This window comes from Streptomyces sp. NPDC047002 (assembly GCF_040704505.1).
Classification (GTDB): domain Bacteria; phylum Actinomycetota; class Actinomycetes; order Streptomycetales; family Streptomycetaceae; genus Streptomyces.
The window spans coordinates 111,442-127,226 of the sequence record NZ_JBEYWC010000004.1 but is presented as its reverse complement, the minus strand read 5'-3'; the positions used below and the strand labels follow the sequence as shown (position 1 = coordinate 127,226).

Genomic DNA, 15,785 nt, shown 5'->3' with positions numbered 1-15,785 from the left:
TCCGTGACGTCACTGGACAAGCCCGCGGAGTCGGCAGAGCCCTCTGCGAGCGGTTCCTCCGACGACGCGAGGGCGGTCACCGAAGCCGCGCTCTTCGAGGCGTTCGGCGGCCTGCGGGGGATGGTCGAGACCGTCCTGCCCGGCCTGCTGTTCGTCACGATCTACACCGTCGACCAGAGCCTGAAGACGTCCGCGATCGCCGCGCTCGCGGTGTCGCTCGTGCTGGTCGTGGTGCGGCTGGTGCGCAAGGACACCGTGAAGCACGCCTTCAGCGGCGTCTTCGGTGTGGCCTTCGGCGTCGTCTTCGCGATGATCACAGGCAACGCCAAGGACTTCTACCTGCCGGGCATGATCTACACGCTCGGCCTCGCCGTGGCCTACCTCGTCACGACCATGGCGGGCGTCCCGCTGATCGGCCTGATCCTCGGCCCGATCTTCAAGGAGAACCTCTCCTGGCGCACCCGCAACCCCGGCCGCAAGAAGGCCTACGCGAAGTCCAGTTGGGCCTGGGGGCTGATCCTCCTCGCCAAGTGCGCGATCCTCTTCCCGCTCTACCTGTGGGCCGACACCGCGCAGCTCGGCTGGGTGCTGGTGTCGTTGAAGATTCCGCCGTTCCTGCTGGCGGTCTGGCTCACCTGGGTCTTCCTCGCGAAGGCGCCCGCGCCGATCGACGTGTTCGCCGAGATGGAGGCGGCGGAGGCGGCCGAGAAGGCCCGCACGGAGGGCACGGCGCCGGCCGCCGCCCCCGAGGAGCCGGCCGCCAAGGGCCCGGCCCGCCACCGCAGGGAGGCGTAGCCGCCCCGGCTCCCCTCGCCTCGCACGCCGCAGCGCCCCCGCCGCCCTCACGCGCCGGGGGCGCAGCCGCGCCTGCAGGGGCCCGTACGGAACCGGGGGTGTGGGACGCGCGATGCGGCCCGCGCGGGCCGGGGCGACGCGCGGGCCGGGCCGCGGGGGAGCGGGCCGCGGGGCGGTACGGGTCAGGGCTCGCGGTGGACCGAGAGGAGTTCCTCCAGTTGCTCCTCGCGGGCCTGGGCCGCCACGAACAGCAGCTCGTCACCGGCTTCGAGGGTCTCCTCGGGGCTCGGCGTCAGCACCCGCGTCCCGCGGATGATCGTCACCAGCGAGGTGTCCTCCGGCCAGGTGACGTCCCCGACCTGCGTGCCCGAGATCGCGGACTCCGGCGGCAGCGTCAGCTCCACCAGATTCGCGTCCCCGTGGCTGAACCGCAGCAGCCGCACCAGGTCGCCGACGCTCACGGCCTCCTCGACCAGCGCGGACATCAGACGCGGCGTGGACACCGCCACGTCCACCCCCCACGCCTCGCTGAACAGCCACTCGTTCTTCGGGTTGTTGACCCGGGCCACCACACGCGGCACGCCGTACTCGGTCTTCGCGAGCAGCGACACCACCAGGTTGACCTTGTCGTCGCCCGTCGCGGCGATGACCACGTTGCACCGCTGGAGCGCGGCCTCGTCCAGCGACGTGATCTCGCACGCGTCGGCGAGCAGCCACTCCGCCATCGGCACCCGCTCGACCGAGATCGCGGTCGGCGCCTTGTCCACGAGCAGCACCTCGTGGCCGTTCTCCAGCAGCTCACCGGCGATGGACCGGCCCACCGCGCCCGCTCCGGCAATCGCGACGCGCATCAGCTGTGCCCTCCGTCCGGGCCGGCGGCGAACGCCGACTCGACCTTCTCCACCTCGTCCGTCCGCATCATCACGTGCACGAGGTCGCCCTCCTGGAGGACCGTGCCTGACGTGGGCAGCATCGCCTCGCCGAGCCGCGTGAGGAACGCGACCCGCACGCCCGTCTCCTCCTGCATCCTGCTCACGCGCTGGCCGATCCAGGTGTCGGGCGTGTGCACCTCGGCGAGCTGCACCCCGCCGCTCGGGTCGCGCCACAGCGGCTCGGCGCCCGCAGGCAGCAGCCGCCGCAGCATCTGGTCCGCGGTCCAGCGCACCGTCGCCACCGTGGGGATCCCGAGGCGCTGGTAGACCTCGGCGCGGCGCGGGTCGTAGATCCGGGCCGCGACGTTCTCGACGCCGAACATCTCGCGCGCCACCCGGGCCGCGATGATGTTGGAGTTGTCGCCGCTGCTGACCGCGGCGAACGCCCCGGCCTCCTCGATGCCCGCCTCGCGCAGCGTGTCCTGGTCGAAGCCCACGCCGCTCACCCGGCGGCCGCCGAACCCGGCGCCGAGCCTGCGGAACGCCGTGGGGTCCTGGTCGACCACCGCGACCGAGTGGCCCTGCTCCTCCAGGGTCTGCGCGAGCGCGGCGCCCACCCGCCCGCATCCCATGATCACGATGTGCACGTGACGTACCCCGCACTCCTGGTCGCCGCACCGATCTGCGAAAACACCTTGTCACTCATCCTTGTCGACGTGCCGGGCACCAGGGCTCCGCCGTCCGGACCGCGCCGGGCTGGTGCGAGCGGGAGAGACCCACGGGAGCGCCGTGCGTGACGACCCCGCCGTACGAGCTTATGCGGCACCCCCCGGCCCGCCGCCATCCCCGTACCGGCGCGGACCCGCCCGCGCACCCGCGCGACCGCCTGCCACCGCTTTCACCGCGCGCACGCCGGGCGGCAGCGGGGCCCGTACGAACGCGGCGCCGCAGGCCCGACACAGGTGCGACACGCGACACCGCCGAGGTGTGTGTTCGCGGCGGGTCGCGTGCGGTGTGAGCAGGGAAACCGAGGATTCCGGGTGCTGGCTGCGCACTCAGCTGTTCGAACGCATACCATCCTCCCCGTGTCCAAACTGACCGACGTGCCCAAACGGATCCTCATCGGGCGGGCGCTGCGCAGCGACAAGCTCGGGGAGACGCTGCTCCCCAAGCGCATCGCGCTGCCCGTGTTCGCCTCCGATCCCCTCTCCTCCGTGGCCTACGCGCCGGGCGAGGTGCTGATCGTCCTGTCCGTGGCGGGTGTGTCGGCCTACCACTTCTCCCTCTGGATCACGATCGCCGTCGCGATCCTGATGTTCACCGTCGTCGCCTCGTACCGGCAGAACGTGCACGCCTACCCGAGCGGCGGCGGCGACTACGAGGTCGCCACCACCAACCTCGGCGCCAAGGCGGGCCTCACCGTCGCGAGCGCCCTGCTGGTCGACTACGTGATGACCGTCGCGGTCTCCATCTCCTCGGGTGTCGAGAACCTGGGCTCCGCGATCCCGTTCGTGGTCCAGCACAAGGTGATCTGCGCGGTCGTCGTCATCGCCCTGCTGACCGTGATGAACCTGCGGGGCGTGCGCGAGTCGGGGAAGCTCTTCGCCATCCCGACCTACGTCTTCGTCGGCGGCGTCTTCGTGATGATCGCCTGGGGCGCCTTCAAGGGGCTCGCGCTCGGCGACACCATGCGCTCGCCCACGTCCCACCTGCACATCAAGCCCGAGCACACCGGGCTCGCGGGCTTCGCCATGCTGTTCCTGCTGCTGCGGGCGTTCTCCTCAGGCTGCGCCGCGCTGACCGGCGTCGAGGCGATCAGCAACGGCGTACCGGCCTTCCGCAAGCCCAAGAGCAGGAACGCGGCCAGCACCCTGGCCCTCATGGGCGGCCTCGCCGTCGTGATGTTCTGCGGCATCATGGCGCTCGCCATCACCACCAAGGTGCGGATGGCGGACAACCCCGCCGTCGACCTGCTGCGCGCCGACGGGCACGCGGTCGGCGGCGGCTTCGTCGTCGACCCGGTCATCACCCAGGTCGCCGCCGCCGTCTTCGGCCAGGGCACGTTCCTCTTCGTGGTGCTGGCGGCGGCGACCGCGCTCGTGCTGTTCCTCGCGGCGAACACCGCGTACAACGGCTTCCCGCTGCTCGGCTCGATCCTCGCGCAGGACCGCTACCTGCCGCGGCAGCTGCACACCCGAGGCGACCGGCTCGCCTTCTCCAACGGCATCATCCTGCTCGCCGGCGCGGCGGCCCTGCTGGTGGTCATCTACGGGGCCGACTCGACGCGGCTGATCCAGCTGTACATCGTCGGCGTGTTCGTCTCCTTCACGCTCAGCCAGACCGGCATGGTCCGGCACTGGAACCGGCACCTGCGCACCGAGCGGAACCCCGCCAAGCGGCGCCACATGATCCGCTCGCGCGCCATCAACGCGTTCGGCGCGGTCCTCACGGGCCTCGTCCTCGTGGTCGTCCTCGCCACCAAGTTCACCCACGGCGCCTGGGTCGCCGTGCTCGGCATGGTGATCTTCTACGGCACGATGACGGCGATCAGGAAGCACTACGACCGGATCGCCGAGGAGCTCGCCGCGCCCGAGGGCCCGTCGGAGGACACGGTGAAGCCCTCGCGCGTCCACTCCATCGTCCTCGTCTCCAAGGTGCACAGGCCCACCCTGCGCGCCCTCGGCTACGCCAAGCTGATGCGCACGGGGACGCTGGAGGCGCTCAGCATCAGCGTCGACCCGGCCGAGACACGTGCCCTGCGCGAGGAGTGGGAGCGGCGCGACATCAATGTGCCGCTCAAGATCCTCGACTCCCCGTACCGGGAGATCACCCGGCCGATCATCGAGTACGTGCGCTCGCTCCGCACGGAGAACCCGCGCGACGCGATCAGCATCTTCATCCCCGAGTACGTCGTCGGCCACTGGTACGAGCACCTGCTGCACAACCAGAGCGCGCTGCGCCTCAAGGGCCGGCTGCTGTTCATGCCGGGCGTCATGGTCACGTCCGTCCCCTACCAGCTGGAGTCCTCCGAGCTGGCCAAGCGCCGGGCCCGCAGGCGCGCGGAGTGGAGCGCCCCCGGCTCGGTGCGCCGCGGCCCGGTCGACGTCCGCCGCAAGGAGCCGACCAGCACGGGCGCGGGCGGGACGCCGGGGCAGAAGGGCTGAGGCGCGCCCAGAACACGCCTGGAGTCCTGCGGGGCCCCGGAATCGGCGGGCGGGCCCCGGAAAAGCGAAACTCCCCCTCGGTCAATTCCCAGGGGGAGTAAGCGCGGTGGCGCCTGGTGCCAATCTCGGACGGACGCTCGAACCGGCCACGCGGACCATCCGGCGCGTCAAGTCGTCAGGCACTCACGGCGCGCGTGGCCTTGCCGGCCTTCAGGCAGGACGTGCACACGTTCAGCTTCTTGGGGGTGCCGTTGACCACCGTGCGCACCGACTGGATGTTCGGGTTGAAGCGGCGGGGGCTGCGGCCCTTCACGCGGCGCTTGATGGCCTGGCGACCGAGACGCGAGACGGTCCTGCCGAAAACGGGTGCCTTGTCGCAAAAGTCGCAACGCTGAGACATTGGAATTTCTCTCCACGTGTTGGTAGGGGGTGCGATCAGCCGATTACGAGCCAGGCACCAAAAGTTTCGCCAAGGTAGTCTACCCTACCAGAGGCAGAGCCCCTCAATCGTCGGGTCCCTCTGTCGAGGCCCACCCCGTCGTGCCTGGTCAGGCGGGTGGTGCGCGCCGTCCGCCGGACAGGACCCGACCGGGCCGACCTCAGGCTACACGGGCCGGGACTGCCCCGATGACCCGCCCGCTCAATTCGCCCGCGCCCCCGCGCCCGGGTAATGCGAAAGGGAATTGCGCACCCCGGAAAGGCGGTTTTCCACGCGATGCACCGCCGCCTTTTCCCGAGCCGGGCGCCGCAGGAGCCGCCGCCGGGCGCGGCCCACGGGACGCACGCCGGACGCCGGGCGGGAGCGGGGGAGTACGTGTACGGCACCGCGACCGGAGCACGGCGCGCCGGGACGTAAACTGGACCGCTGCCGTGTCTCCGGGTCCCCCGCGCGATCCCGTCACGGTCCGCCGCCTCTCCCGACCCCCTGGAGCCACCCCCTCATGCCAACCGAGTCGAACGCCGCCGCCTCACCCGTCGGCGACGAGTACGAGGTCGAGGTGGGCCCGGTGGCGCACGGCGGCCACTGCGTCGCGCGCACGGACGAGGGCCGGGTGCTGTTCGTACGGCACGCGCTGCCCGGCGAGCGGGTCGTCGCGCGGATCACCGAGGGCGACGCGGAGGCACGTTTCCTGCGGGCCGACGCCGTGAAGATCCTCGACGCCTCCAAGGACCGCGTCGAGGCGCCGTGCCCGTACGCGGGCCCCGGCCGCTGCGGCGGCTGCGACTGGCAGCACGCCAAGCCCGGCGCGCAGCGCAGGCTCAAGGGCGAGGTCGTGGCGGAGCAGCTCGCGCGCCTCGCGGGGCTCACCCCCGAGGAGGCGGGCTGGGACGGCACCGTCGTCCCCGCGCCCGGCGACAAGCTGCCCGCGGGCGAGGTGCCCGCCTGGCGCACCCGCGTCCAGTACGCGATCGACGCCGAAGGCCGCGCCGGCCTGCGCAGGCACCGCTCGCACGACGTCGAGCCCGTCGACCACTGCATGATCGCCGCGCCCGGCGTCGACGAACTGGGCGTGGAGCGCCGCGCGTGGCCCGGCATCGCGACGGTCGAGGCGATCGCGGCGACCGGCTCTGCCGACCGCCAGGTCGTCCTCACCCCCCGCCCCGGCGGGCGCCTCCCCCTGGTCGAACTCGACAAGCCCGTCTCCGTCCTGCGGATCGAGGAGCGCGACGGGGGCGTGCACCGCGTGCACGGCCGCGACTTCGTGCGCGAGCGCGCCGACGACCGTACGTACCGGGTCGGCGCAGGCGGCTTCTGGCAGGTACACCCCCAGGCCCCGCAGATGCTGGTGGACGCGGTCATGCAGGGCCTGCTGCCCCGCAAGGGCGACACGGCCCTCGATCTGTACTGCGGCGTCGGCCTCTTCGCCGGCGCCATCGCGGAACGCGTCGGCGACACCGGCGCCGTCCTCGGCATCGAGTCGGGCAAGCGCGCGGCGGAGGACGCCGCGCACAACCTGCGCGAGATGCCGCGCGTCCGCATCGAGCACGGCAAGGTCGACCAGGTCCTGCCGCGCACCCGCATCACGGACACCGACCTGATCGTCCTCGACCCGCCCCGCGCGGGCGCAGGCCGCAGGACGGTCGCCCACCTCACCACCCTCGGCGCCCGCCGCATCGCCTACGTGGCCTGCGACCCGGCGGCCCTCGCCCGCGACCTCGCCTACTTCAAGGAGGGCGGCTACCGCCCCCGCACCCTCCGCGTCTTCGACCTCTTCCCGATGACGCACCACATGGAGTGCGTGGCGATCCTGGAGCCGGTCGCGAAGGGTCGCTGACCTGCTACTTTGCATTTCAGGTGGTTAGCTCGACCTGTTTTCGCTCGCGGAATGCGTCGACTGAGGTTCGCTTGTGCAGAACGCTCTGAGCTGCAGGTTCAAAGGTCGGCGTGGGTCTCGCGGCGACGTGGCAATGCGCAATGCAGAATCTTTGACGCTCGAATATCGGAAGCCTCAACCTCGGACCTCTCCGGCCCTGGGCCGCAGATCGGGGCCGTCGGTGCGGGGCAAGGACTCCGGTTCGGGGGGCGACTGCACCTCGCCAGCGGCGGCGCGTGCTGCTACCTCGTCGTACGCACCTTGGAACCGAGAGCGCGGCCCGACCGGCCACAAAGGGCAGTGCCGTGGTCCGAGGTGTTGAGTGGCTGGTATCACCTCGCCACTCAGATACCAGGCCGGTATCATGACTGTATGGCGATGACACTGCGACTCCCCGAGGACCTGGACGCGAAGCTCACCGAGCGGGCTCGGCGGGAGGGCCGCAGCAAGCAGGAACTTGCCATCGAGGCTATCCGTGACGCCCAGAATCGGGCCGAGCTGAAGGTTGGCGACGTCCTGAGCGAGCTCATGGACAGCGATGCGGAGATCCTGGACTACCTGAAGTGACCGAAGTGCGCTATCTCCAGATTGACGAGGTCTTGGCCATCGCCCGCACGGTCAACGGTACCGAGCACAGCGTGCGTGACATGGGGCTTTTGGTGTCAGCGATCGAACGGCCGCGGACGAACGTGTTCGGGGCCGAGCTGTATCCCACGCTGCACGGGAAGGCGGCGGCCCTGCTGCACTCCGTCGCTCGCAATCACGCGCTGATCGACGGCAACAAGCGCACCGCCTGGCTCGCCATGCGCGTCTTCCTGCGGTTCAACGGCGTCAGCGCCAGTACCGTCCCGCCGCCCGTCTCCATCGCAGGCCCGTTCGTCGAAGAAGTCGCGCAGGACAACATCGATGTTCCGGCTATTGCCAAGCGTCTGTCGGCCTGGTTCCCCGTTTCCTGACGTTCGACGTCGCGGAGTACGGGACGGAACGAGGTTCTGGGAGCGGTGCTGGCTCCTGGCAGTCCGCCGGGGGGTGCCTCTATGTCTTTCGTCAAGGCGCCCGGGTTGGGTTTGGGGTGGTTTAGCTGGGTGGGGTCATGCGGTGAGTTCGACGTCCTTGGGGATGCGGGGTTCGTAGAAGGTGCCGTCGCGGAGCATGGCGAACAGGACGCTGATGCGGTGGCGGGCGAGGCGGAGGAGGGCCTGGGTGTGGGTTTTGCCGCGGGTTCGTTGCTTGTCGTAGTAGGTGCGGGAGGCGGGGTCGGCGTTCATGCAGGCGAAGGCGGAGAGGAACATGGCTCGTTTGAGCTGGCGGTTTCCGCCTCGGGGTGCGTGTTCGCTGTGGATCGAGATCCCGGAGGACTTCGTGGCCGGGGCCAGACCGGCGTAGGAGGCGAGGTGGGCGGCGGTGGGGAAGCTGGTGCCGTCGCCGACGGTGACCAGCAGGACGGCGGCGGTCCTGACGCCGACGCCGGGCATCGACGTCAGGACCGGGGAAAGAGGGTGGGCCTCCAGGAGGGCGTTGATCTGGGCTTCCATGGCCCGGCGCTGGGTGTGGACGGTGGTGAGCGAGGCGGCCAGGGAGGGCATGACGATGTCGAGGGTGGCGGTGCCCGGGACGATGACGGTCTGTTCGTCGAGGGCGTCGAAGACGTCGTCGATCAGCCGCTGGGCCATGCGTGGCGCCTTGGGCCGGATCAGTTCGACGAGTCGGCGGCGGCCGGCCTTGCGCAGGGCGGCCGGGGAGCCGTGACGCTCCAGGAGCCAGGTGACGGCCTGGTGGTCGAGGCGAGGGCCCAGGGCACGCTCCAGCGAGGGGTGGAATTGCGTGAGCAGGCCGCGTATCCGGTTGCTGGTGCGGGTGGCCTCGGCCGCGAGGTCCTGGTCGAAGCCGACGAGCACGGTCAGCTCGGCGGTGATCTCGTCGGTGAGTTCAAGCGAGCGCAGGGTGTGGGGCATCGTGCGGGCGGCGTCCGTGATCACAGCCGCGTCCTTTGCGTCGGTCTTGGCCTCACCCGGGTAGAGGTCGGCGATCCGCCGCATGGCGAGCCCGGGCAGGTAGGCGACGTGGCAGCCCGCGTCCCGGGCCACGGTCAGCGGGAGGGCTCCGATCGAGGCGGGCTGGTCCACGATCACCAGCACGGTCCCGAACTTCTCGGTCAGCTTGTCGAAGACGGCCCGCAGCTTCGGCTCGCTGTTGGGCAGCTGCTTGTCGAAGACTTTCTTGCCGGCCGGGGTCAGCCCGTGGCCGTGATGATTGCTCTTGCCGACGTCCAGGCCGAGGAACCCGCCCACGTCTTCGGTGTCGAACACTGCGCCCTTTCCAGGGGGTTGACGGTGCCGGCCTCGGCAGTGGTGTCGTGCTCGCGCATCCACGTTATGCAGACCTGCCGCCCGCGGACCGCCCGGCGTTGCGCCGGACCAGGCGGTGGCCGGACCTCTGATCAGCGTCTCCGACGGACACCTCCCGGGCCCGGTGACCCCCCCCAGGTCATGCCTTCGACAGGGGGACACAGTCATGCCGGGCCCGGAGGCCAGCGGCCCTCTTGCAGGACCGCGAAAAAGATAACGGGGGCTGACCCGTTCGTTCGAGCGCTGCGTAGGGCTGGGCCGCCGGGCCGTTCAGATCCGCACCCCGGCCGGGCGCCGCGATCATGACGCGGGCGCCGAAGCGTGCGTCGACGGCTCACCGGCAAGTTCGGGGTTGACGGGCGTGCTCGCCGTAGCTCGAGTCGGTGATCGCCGGCGGGTCCACGAAGTGGCCGACGCGCGCGGGCTGTCGCCCGCCGAACCGCGCAGCGAAGAAGGAGGGCATTTCTTCGCCCTCCGATTGCCGAGCAGCCGTGGAGAACCGTGCGGCGCACGTCGGCGGCGAACGGCCCGTCTTAGGAGGCAGGGCCGTGCGGCTCCGTGGCGGATGCCACGGAGCCGCACGGCGGTTACCGTCAGAAGCCGACGCTCGGATCGTCCGTGTCCTCTTCCGGGTCCACGCTGTACAGCGGGCGGTCCTCGATCCCCAGGGCGCGCATCAGCTCGTTGGTCGGAATCCTGTACCTACGTCCGATGCGGAGGACGGGGCAGGGGAACTCGTGCTCGCGGATCAGCCGGTACGCGGTCGTCGAGCCGATTCCGAGTGCTCGGGCCGCCGTGCGCAGGTCCACTGCGACGGGCAGGTCGAACATCTCCGTGAAACTGAGGCGGGCCTCTGCCGGGCCCTTCACCCTCGCCTTCCCGCAGGGCGGACCGGCCGGGTGTCCGCGCGGCGCCCGGGCCGTCGCCTCTTCCCGGGGCTGTGACCAGCCGAACGGTCCTGCGATCCGTCGTCGGTGTCGATGAAGATTCCCTGTCGGCGTAGATGCTCCGGGCGGACCCGGAAACGCAGCGGTGCGCACAGCCCGTCCGGGCCGTCTGGACGGTCGACCCGTACGTCCAGGCTCTCCGCCGCCGGAGCGTCCGCCTCCTCGCCGGGCGCAGTGAGAGCGCGCTCCTCGGTGATGCGTTCGATCTGGGTGGAGGGAAGCTCCCGCAGCCCTTCCCGGGCGAGATGCCACGCCCTGGTGCGCGCCGCATGCAGCAGGGAGGAGTCGTTGAGACAGCTCGCGCCGTCCCGATCCGCCAGTTTCTCCAGGAGAGCCAGGACCATCTCGGCCTCCACGTCCGACCGGTCAGCCCGCAGGCGCGTGCAGACCCGGTGGACCGTTCCGGTCAATCGAGGCAGGGCCAGCCAGATCGCCAGGAGTTTCCCCGTGCTGTCTGAAGTCAGGTCGCTCTGCGCCCTGCGGATGACCTCCTTCCAGACCGCGGTGGCGAACTGCGGGTCAGAGCCGGGGCCGTACAAGGCCTCGTGCGTCTCGGCGGCGGTCAGCCGGACCGGATCAGCCTCGCCGGCGTCCGTGGGGACGAGCACGAAGACCGCGTCACTGGTCCGGGGATCGTCGAAGTGCCGCCTCACCGAGGCGAACGCACTGCTGTGCGGTGGATACATCAGTAAATGTCCTCTCTTCGGACTGCGGAAATCTGAGTCCGGAGGTGCTGGAGATACCGAGGAGCTGGACGAGGTGGGTCCTGTGGTGGGGACGTACCGCCTCATATCCGCGTCAAGCGGAGACGAGTCCCACCAGCCTTACTTTGAGGCGTGAGCATGCGGTAGTGGTCTTCTCGACCAGGTAACGCCGCCTTTGACCACGAGCGTGTAACAAGCACGGCGGCCACGCCGCGAGCTCGCCGGTGACGAAGTTCGCGAGGCTGGTGGGTGCCCGTACAGAACGGGCACCCACGAGCTGTTGCGCTCAGGCGGTCTCGGAGGACGAGGTGCCCGGCGCCTCGGTGGGCGGGCTCGCCGGGGTGGTGTCCTCGGTCCGGACGGCCGCCCGCCGGCGGCGGCTCGGCGGCCAGTCGGGGGACTGGCGCAGACGGGCTGCCCGGCGGTTGCGCTGACGGCTGTTCATCGGGTTCGCGGTTCCTCTCTGATGAGTCGATGGATGATTAAGCCGCCGTTTCGTGCTTCTGTGAGCGGCTGGTGCCATCGTGCCCGGGGGCGAAGCGGGGCCGCAGAGCGAAAACTGAGGGATAACTGAGTCCCCGGGGGGCGTGAAGAAGCAAACGCGTGTGAAGTGGCACAGCGCGGCGCACAGATGAAGGAGCGTCGGCGAGGGGCCGGATCACTGACTGCGGCGCGGTGAGGGGGAGGGCGATGGAGGGGTACGTGCTGGGCCCGGTGCGAGCCGAAGGGGGCGGCGGCAGGAGGGTGGTCGAAGGGTCGAAGGTGGCGGCCCTGTTCGCGCTCCTGGTGACCTCGCCGGACTGCCGATGTAAGAGGAAGGACATAGCCGAAGTCCTCTGGGAGGGCGTCGAGGACGTCGGCGATCTGGTTAACCGCGTCGTCGCCGACCTGCGGAAGCGGCTGGGCCAGGAGTCCGTGCCCCATAGCGGCAAGTCGGGTTACTGCACGCTCCGCGTGCCAGTGGGAGACGTCGACCTGCTCCGTTTTCGCGAAAAGGTGAAGCAGGCTGAGGGGCTGACCAGCAAAGCGCAGTTCGAGCTGCTCGGTGCGGCCTTGGAGGAGTGGGACGACGAGGACGAACCGCTGCACGGACTGTCCGAGACCGGCTTCCACCTGCGTCGGGAGGAGCTACGGGCCGAGTTGATGGCCGCCGTGTACGCGCGGCTGGACGCAGCGTACAAGTCCAGGGAGGTCAAATGGCTGCGCGAGGAGACGGAGAAATGGTTCGAGCGCGCGCCTGAATTATCCCAGATATTCCGATTCTACCTGCTCGCCCACGCAGACCTGCCGGAGTCCCGACGTGAGCGGCTCATCAAGAAGTGGGAGAAGCGCAACGGAAAAGCGGATGTCGATGTACAGAGCGCCATTGACCAGGTCCGGGGAGAGAGCCACCGGCCGGGCGGGGTGCTCCTGCCCCCCGTTCCCGACCAGTTGCCCGGCGGCAGGCGCAAGCCGATCGGGCAGGACGAGCTGATCGGCGACCTCTTCGAGGCCGTGTGCGAGGAACAGGATGCCGGCAACCTGGCGCTGGTCCTGATCAGCGGCATGGCGGGTGTCGGGAAGACCACGGTGGCCGAGAACCTCGCCGGTCGGCTGCGGGAGCGGTTTCCCGACGGGGTGCTGCGCAGCGAACTGAACGGATTCGCCGACGGAGACGTGAGGCCCGCCGAACCGGACGAGGTCCTGGACGGCTTTCTGGCCGCGCTACCGCCCTACACCACGGTGACCGGAACGGAGAGCAAGAGCAACGCGCTGCGGTCGGCGCTGGCCCACCGGTCGGTGCTCATCGTCCTCGACGACGCGCTCAGCGCCCAGCAGGTGCTGCCGCTGCTTCCCGGAGACGGTACCTGCGCTGTTATCGTCACCAGTCGTAACGACCTCTTGCGGCTGCAGTCCGAGAGAAAGGTGCTGTTCCGCAAGATGGAGCCACTGCACGAGGCGGACGCGCTGGAGGTGCTCCAAGAGAAAGTGTCGGCCGAGGACCGGGCCAAGCACGCCATGGCCTTCAGCGAACTTGTCGACCTGTGTGGCCGACTGCCGCTGGCCCTTGTGGTGGTGGCCCGGCTCCTGGAAGGTGGTGCGCGTCCGCTGCACACCCTCCCTCTCCTGGTGCAAGAGATGAAGGAGGAGCGCAAGCGGGCGATGTTGGACACCCTGGACCTGCCCGAGCACGAACTGTCGGTCCGCGCAGCACTCAACTGCTCCGTGCGCGTGCTGAATGAGGAAGCCCGACTGCTGCTGTGGCAGCTCGCCGTCCACCCCGGGCCCAGCGCTTCCTGGAAGGCTGTGATGGATCTGGGACGGGCGGTGGAGGAAGGGACGCGTACCGACCGGGCCCTGGTGGACCTCGTGGCGGCGAACCTAGTGGAACATCACGGCGACCGCTACGGGCTGCACGACCTCGTGCGGGCCTTCGCCCTTCGGCACGTGCGGCCGGTGTTGGACGGAGAGAACGCGGAGATCGAGCGGGCGACCGTACGGCAGGTGCTGGAACACCAGCTGCACAACGTCCGAGCCTGTGACCGGATGCTCGACCGCGAACACCCCCTGCCCACCGGCGAGCCCGGAGCGGTCAGGGTCACCGACCCCGCGGACCTCGCGGAGGCGATGGCGTTCCTGGACGAGGAGTACCCGGCCGTCCAGCGAGGCATTCGCTTAGCGATCAATCGGTGTATCGACCGGTACGTGTGGCTGCTTCCGATGGCCCTGGTCATCTACCAGTGGCGCCGTCGCCTGCTCGATGATGCGCGGCAGAACCTCCGGTGCGCCGCCGAGGCGGCGGAAACCGTTGCCGGCCCGGTCGATTGCGCCATGGTCTACCGGTCGCTGGCAGGGACCCACTGGCGGCTCGGTGAGTACGACTTGGCTGTGGGCAACCTGCGCAGGGCCGTCCGGCTCAGCGAGGAGGACCGCAGCACGGAAGGCCGGCTGAGTCTGGCCCGTACGCTGCACCGGCTCGGACTCACCCTGCGCAAGCAGGGCGACCGGACGGGAGCGGAGGAAGCGCTCGGCCGCGCGCTGGAGTTGTGCCGGGAGGTGTCCGACCGGGTCGGGGAGGCGGCTGTTCTGAACGTTCTCGGCGCGATCGACCTCGACCGGCGCGAGCACGAGCAGGCGCTCCGTCGGTGCGCCGACGCCCTGGGCGTGGTGGAGCGCACGACGGAGCGCAGCGGCCTGGCCGATGTGCTGTTCACCCTGGCCAAGGTGCACCTGGCCCGTTCCGAACGGGACGAGGCCATCACCCTGTACCGGCAGGCCTCCGACATCTACCGCGAACAGGAGAACTGGCCCAACGAGGACAAGGTACGGATGCTCTTCGCTGAGGTCCTGGTGTCCGCCGGCGACACCGACGCGGCGGTGCGGGAGCTGGAGAGAGTCATCGTGCTGCGTGAGCTGATGGACGGTGAGGGGGTGCGGGAGGTCCGAGAGCGGCTGGAAGGGCTGAGGTGACCCGCCCGGTCGGCGGCCGTCGGTTCACCGTCAAAGTCGGGGCGAACGCGTGCGGTAGTACTCGGTCGGGTCCGGGCGCAGGGGCTTCGATGGCCGTTGCGAGCCGAGCTGGGGTAGATAGCAGCGGAGCCGATCGAACACTTCACGGACATCCGCGGGGCGCTCCGCCGCCTTCCACCGGACCATCCACAGCGCCAGGGAAGCGAACTCCGGGGGTAGTTTGGCGAGCCGGTCGGCCGGCAGCACCGGGATGCCCTCTTCCGCCCGCTCGTCCTGTCCGCCGTATGGCAGGCGCATCACGGTCATCTCCAGCAGGATGCAGCCGAGTGCGAAGATGTCCGCTTGCCGCGTCAGACCTGACGGGCACGCGTCAGACTGCTCGGGGGAGGCCCAGCCGCGCGTGCCGCGTGCGTATTCCGTCTCCTGATCCGCCACGACCGCGTGGCCCATGTCAATGAGCCGGAGACGGCCGTCCGGCTGCACGATGACGTTCTCGGGCTTGAGATCGCAGTGCACCAGATTCCGGTCGTGGACTTCTGCCAGAATTTCGCACAGTTGGCCGAGGACGGCCGCAACGGTCCCAGGATCCTTAACGGGCAGGGCCGCCGACAGGACCTTCTGCAGTTGGTGCCCTTCGACAAATTCCATGACCAGACACCGGCGTCGCCGGTGTGTCCCCTTGGCGATGACTTCGGGAATCGCCTGGATTCCCGTCAGCATCATCATGCGTGATCCCTCTTTGAGGAGTTCATCGCCGGCCCAGTGGAAATCGCTCTCCGGTCCGAGGTCCCGGGCCTTCTGAAGCTTCAACGCCACCTTCTGCCCGCTGTTGCGGTCACGCCCGAGGAAAAGGTCGCCTTGGCCGCCGTCGCCGACCATGTCCAGCACTTCGTAGCGCCTCTCCACATCGCCGACCTCCTCGATCTCCCTCACGGCCATCCACCTTTCCTCTGTACGGAAATGGAGCATGAAATGTCACAGCCATGGCTGCCCCCCGACGGGGTGACCCGCGCGTCCGACGTCATCACGGTATCCGCCGGAATGTTCAAGGGGGGAGAGTTCCGATGCCCCGCCGCTGACGCTCTCAAGACCCGCGGCTACCACACCACCGACCCTGTACCGCGGCGCCGTGAGCGGTTGGAGCACTTCGCTCTGGGCCCCTTCATGGCTGCCTGTGACATCCGTTCGAG

At 69.8% G+C, this 15,785-nt stretch carries 14 protein-coding genes; 6 read left to right on the top strand and 8 right to left on the bottom strand.

Features of this window, described 5'->3' with window-relative positions:
* Window positions 1-3 precede the first annotated feature (3 nt).
* The gene (locus AB0910_RS06365; protein WP_366743378.1) at window positions 4-795 is read left to right on the top strand and encodes a DUF3159 domain-containing protein; all 792 of its coding nucleotides are present in this window, start codon (window positions 4-6) and stop codon (window positions 793-795) included.
* Between the two features lie 182 nt (window positions 796-977).
* Here the strand turns inward: AB0910_RS06365 and AB0910_RS06360 are convergent, their stop codons facing one another.
* Window positions 978-1,646 (bottom strand): TrkA family potassium uptake protein, encoded by a 669-nt coding sequence (locus AB0910_RS06360; protein WP_345640002.1) that lies wholly within the window; start codon window positions 1,644-1,646, stop codon window positions 978-980.
* A complete protein-coding gene (locus AB0910_RS06355; protein ID WP_366743377.1) occupies window positions 1,646-2,314 on the bottom strand; it encodes a TrkA family potassium uptake protein in 669 nt (222 codons plus the stop codon). The genes AB0910_RS06360 and AB0910_RS06355 overlap by 1 nt, the downstream gene beginning before the upstream one ends.
* Window positions 2,315-2,752: 438 nt before the next feature.
* Here AB0910_RS06355 and AB0910_RS06350 point away from each other — a divergent pair, with 438 nt between their 5' ends.
* A complete protein-coding gene (locus AB0910_RS06350) occupies window positions 2,753-4,831 on the top strand; it encodes an APC family permease (RefSeq protein ID WP_366743376.1) in 2,079 nt (692 codons plus the stop codon).
* 175 nt (window positions 4,832-5,006) lie between these two features.
* Here AB0910_RS06350 and rpmB read toward each other — a convergent pair whose 3' ends face one another.
* Window positions 5,007-5,231, bottom strand: a complete 225-nt coding sequence (rpmB, locus tag AB0910_RS06345; protein WP_030902726.1) for a 50S ribosomal protein L28 — start codon at window positions 5,229-5,231, stop codon at window positions 5,007-5,009.
* Window positions 5,232-5,772: 541 nt separating this feature from the next.
* Here rpmB and AB0910_RS06340 point away from each other — a divergent pair.
* The 3 genes from AB0910_RS06340 to AB0910_RS06330 all read left to right on the top strand — a co-directional run bounded on the left by AB0910_RS06340 (window position 5,773) and on the right by AB0910_RS06330 (window position 8,102).
* Window positions 5,773-7,107, top strand: a complete 1,335-nt coding sequence (locus AB0910_RS06340; protein ID WP_366743375.1) for a class I SAM-dependent RNA methyltransferase — start codon at window positions 5,773-5,775, stop codon at window positions 7,105-7,107.
* A 411-nt stretch (window positions 7,108-7,518) separates the two neighbouring features.
* Window positions 7,519-7,713, top strand: coding sequence for a ribbon-helix-helix protein, CopG family (locus tag AB0910_RS06335; protein ID WP_366743374.1), 195 nt, complete (start codon window positions 7,519-7,521; stop codon window positions 7,711-7,713).
* Entirely contained in the window at window positions 7,710-8,102 is a 393-nt protein-coding gene (locus AB0910_RS06330; protein ID WP_366743373.1) for a Fic family protein, read from the top strand. Before AB0910_RS06335 ends, AB0910_RS06330 begins: the two co-directional genes overlap by 4 nt.
* 135 nt (window positions 8,103-8,237) lie before the next feature.
* On the opposite strand, the gene AB0910_RS06325 is transcribed toward AB0910_RS06330, so the two are convergent.
* The 4 genes from AB0910_RS06325 to AB0910_RS06310 all read right to left on the bottom strand — a co-directional run bounded on the left by AB0910_RS06325 (window position 8,238) and on the right by AB0910_RS06310 (window position 11,590).
* On the bottom strand, window positions 8,238-9,455 hold the full coding sequence (locus tag AB0910_RS06325; protein WP_366743372.1) for an IS110 family transposase: 1,218 nt from the start codon (window positions 9,453-9,455) through the stop codon (window positions 8,238-8,240).
* A gap of 632 nt (window positions 9,456-10,087) precedes the next feature.
* On the bottom strand, window positions 10,088-10,324 hold the full coding sequence (locus AB0910_RS06320) for a helix-turn-helix domain-containing protein (protein ID WP_078992515.1): 237 nt from the start codon (window positions 10,322-10,324) through the stop codon (window positions 10,088-10,090).
* A gap of 35 nt (window positions 10,325-10,359) precedes the next feature.
* Window positions 10,360-11,127, bottom strand: coding sequence for a hypothetical protein (locus AB0910_RS06315; protein WP_366743371.1), 768 nt, complete (start codon window positions 11,125-11,127; stop codon window positions 10,360-10,362).
* Window positions 11,128-11,431: 304 nt separating this feature from the next.
* On the bottom strand, window positions 11,432-11,590 hold the full coding sequence (locus tag AB0910_RS06310; RefSeq protein WP_366743370.1) for a hypothetical protein: 159 nt from the start codon (window positions 11,588-11,590) through the stop codon (window positions 11,432-11,434).
* A 245-nt stretch (window positions 11,591-11,835) separates the two neighbouring features.
* Here AB0910_RS06310 and AB0910_RS06305 point away from each other — a divergent pair, with 245 nt between their 5' ends.
* On the top strand, window positions 11,836-14,595 hold the full coding sequence (locus tag AB0910_RS06305) for a tetratricopeptide repeat protein (protein WP_366743369.1): 2,760 nt from the start codon (window positions 11,836-11,838) through the stop codon (window positions 14,593-14,595).
* Window positions 14,596-14,625: 30 nt separating this feature from the next.
* Here AB0910_RS06305 and AB0910_RS06300 read toward each other — a convergent pair whose 3' ends face one another.
* Entirely contained in the window at window positions 14,626-15,528 is a 903-nt protein-coding gene (locus tag AB0910_RS06300) for a serine/threonine-protein kinase (RefSeq protein WP_366743368.1), read from the bottom strand.
* Between the last annotated feature and the right edge of the window lie 257 nt (window positions 15,529-15,785).

Coding starts and splice junctions, on each gene's coding strand:
- AB0910_RS06360 (WP_345640002.1), bottom strand. CDS start 1,646: ATGCGCGTCGCGATTGCCGGAGCGGGCGCGGTGGGCCGGTCCATCGCC.
- rpmB (WP_030902726.1), bottom strand. CDS start 5,231: ATGTCTCAGCGTTGCGACTTTTGCGACAAGGCACCCGTTTTCGGCAGG.
- AB0910_RS06340 (WP_366743375.1), top strand. CDS start 5,773: ATGCCAACCGAGTCGAACGCCGCCGCCTCACCCGTCGGCGACGAGTAC.
- AB0910_RS06335 (WP_366743374.1), top strand. CDS start 7,519: ATGGCGATGACACTGCGACTCCCCGAGGACCTGGACGCGAAGCTCACC.
- AB0910_RS06320 (WP_078992515.1), bottom strand. CDS start 10,324: ATGTTCGACCTGCCCGTCGCAGTGGACCTGCGCACGGCGGCCCGAGCA.
- AB0910_RS06315 (WP_366743371.1), bottom strand. CDS start 11,127: ATGTATCCACCGCACAGCAGTGCGTTCGCCTCGGTGAGGCGGCACTTC.
- AB0910_RS06310 (WP_366743370.1), bottom strand. CDS start 11,590: ATGAACAGCCGTCAGCGCAACCGCCGGGCAGCCCGTCTGCGCCAGTCC.
- AB0910_RS06305 (WP_366743369.1), top strand. CDS start 11,836: ATGGAGGGGTACGTGCTGGGCCCGGTGCGAGCCGAAGGGGGCGGCGGC.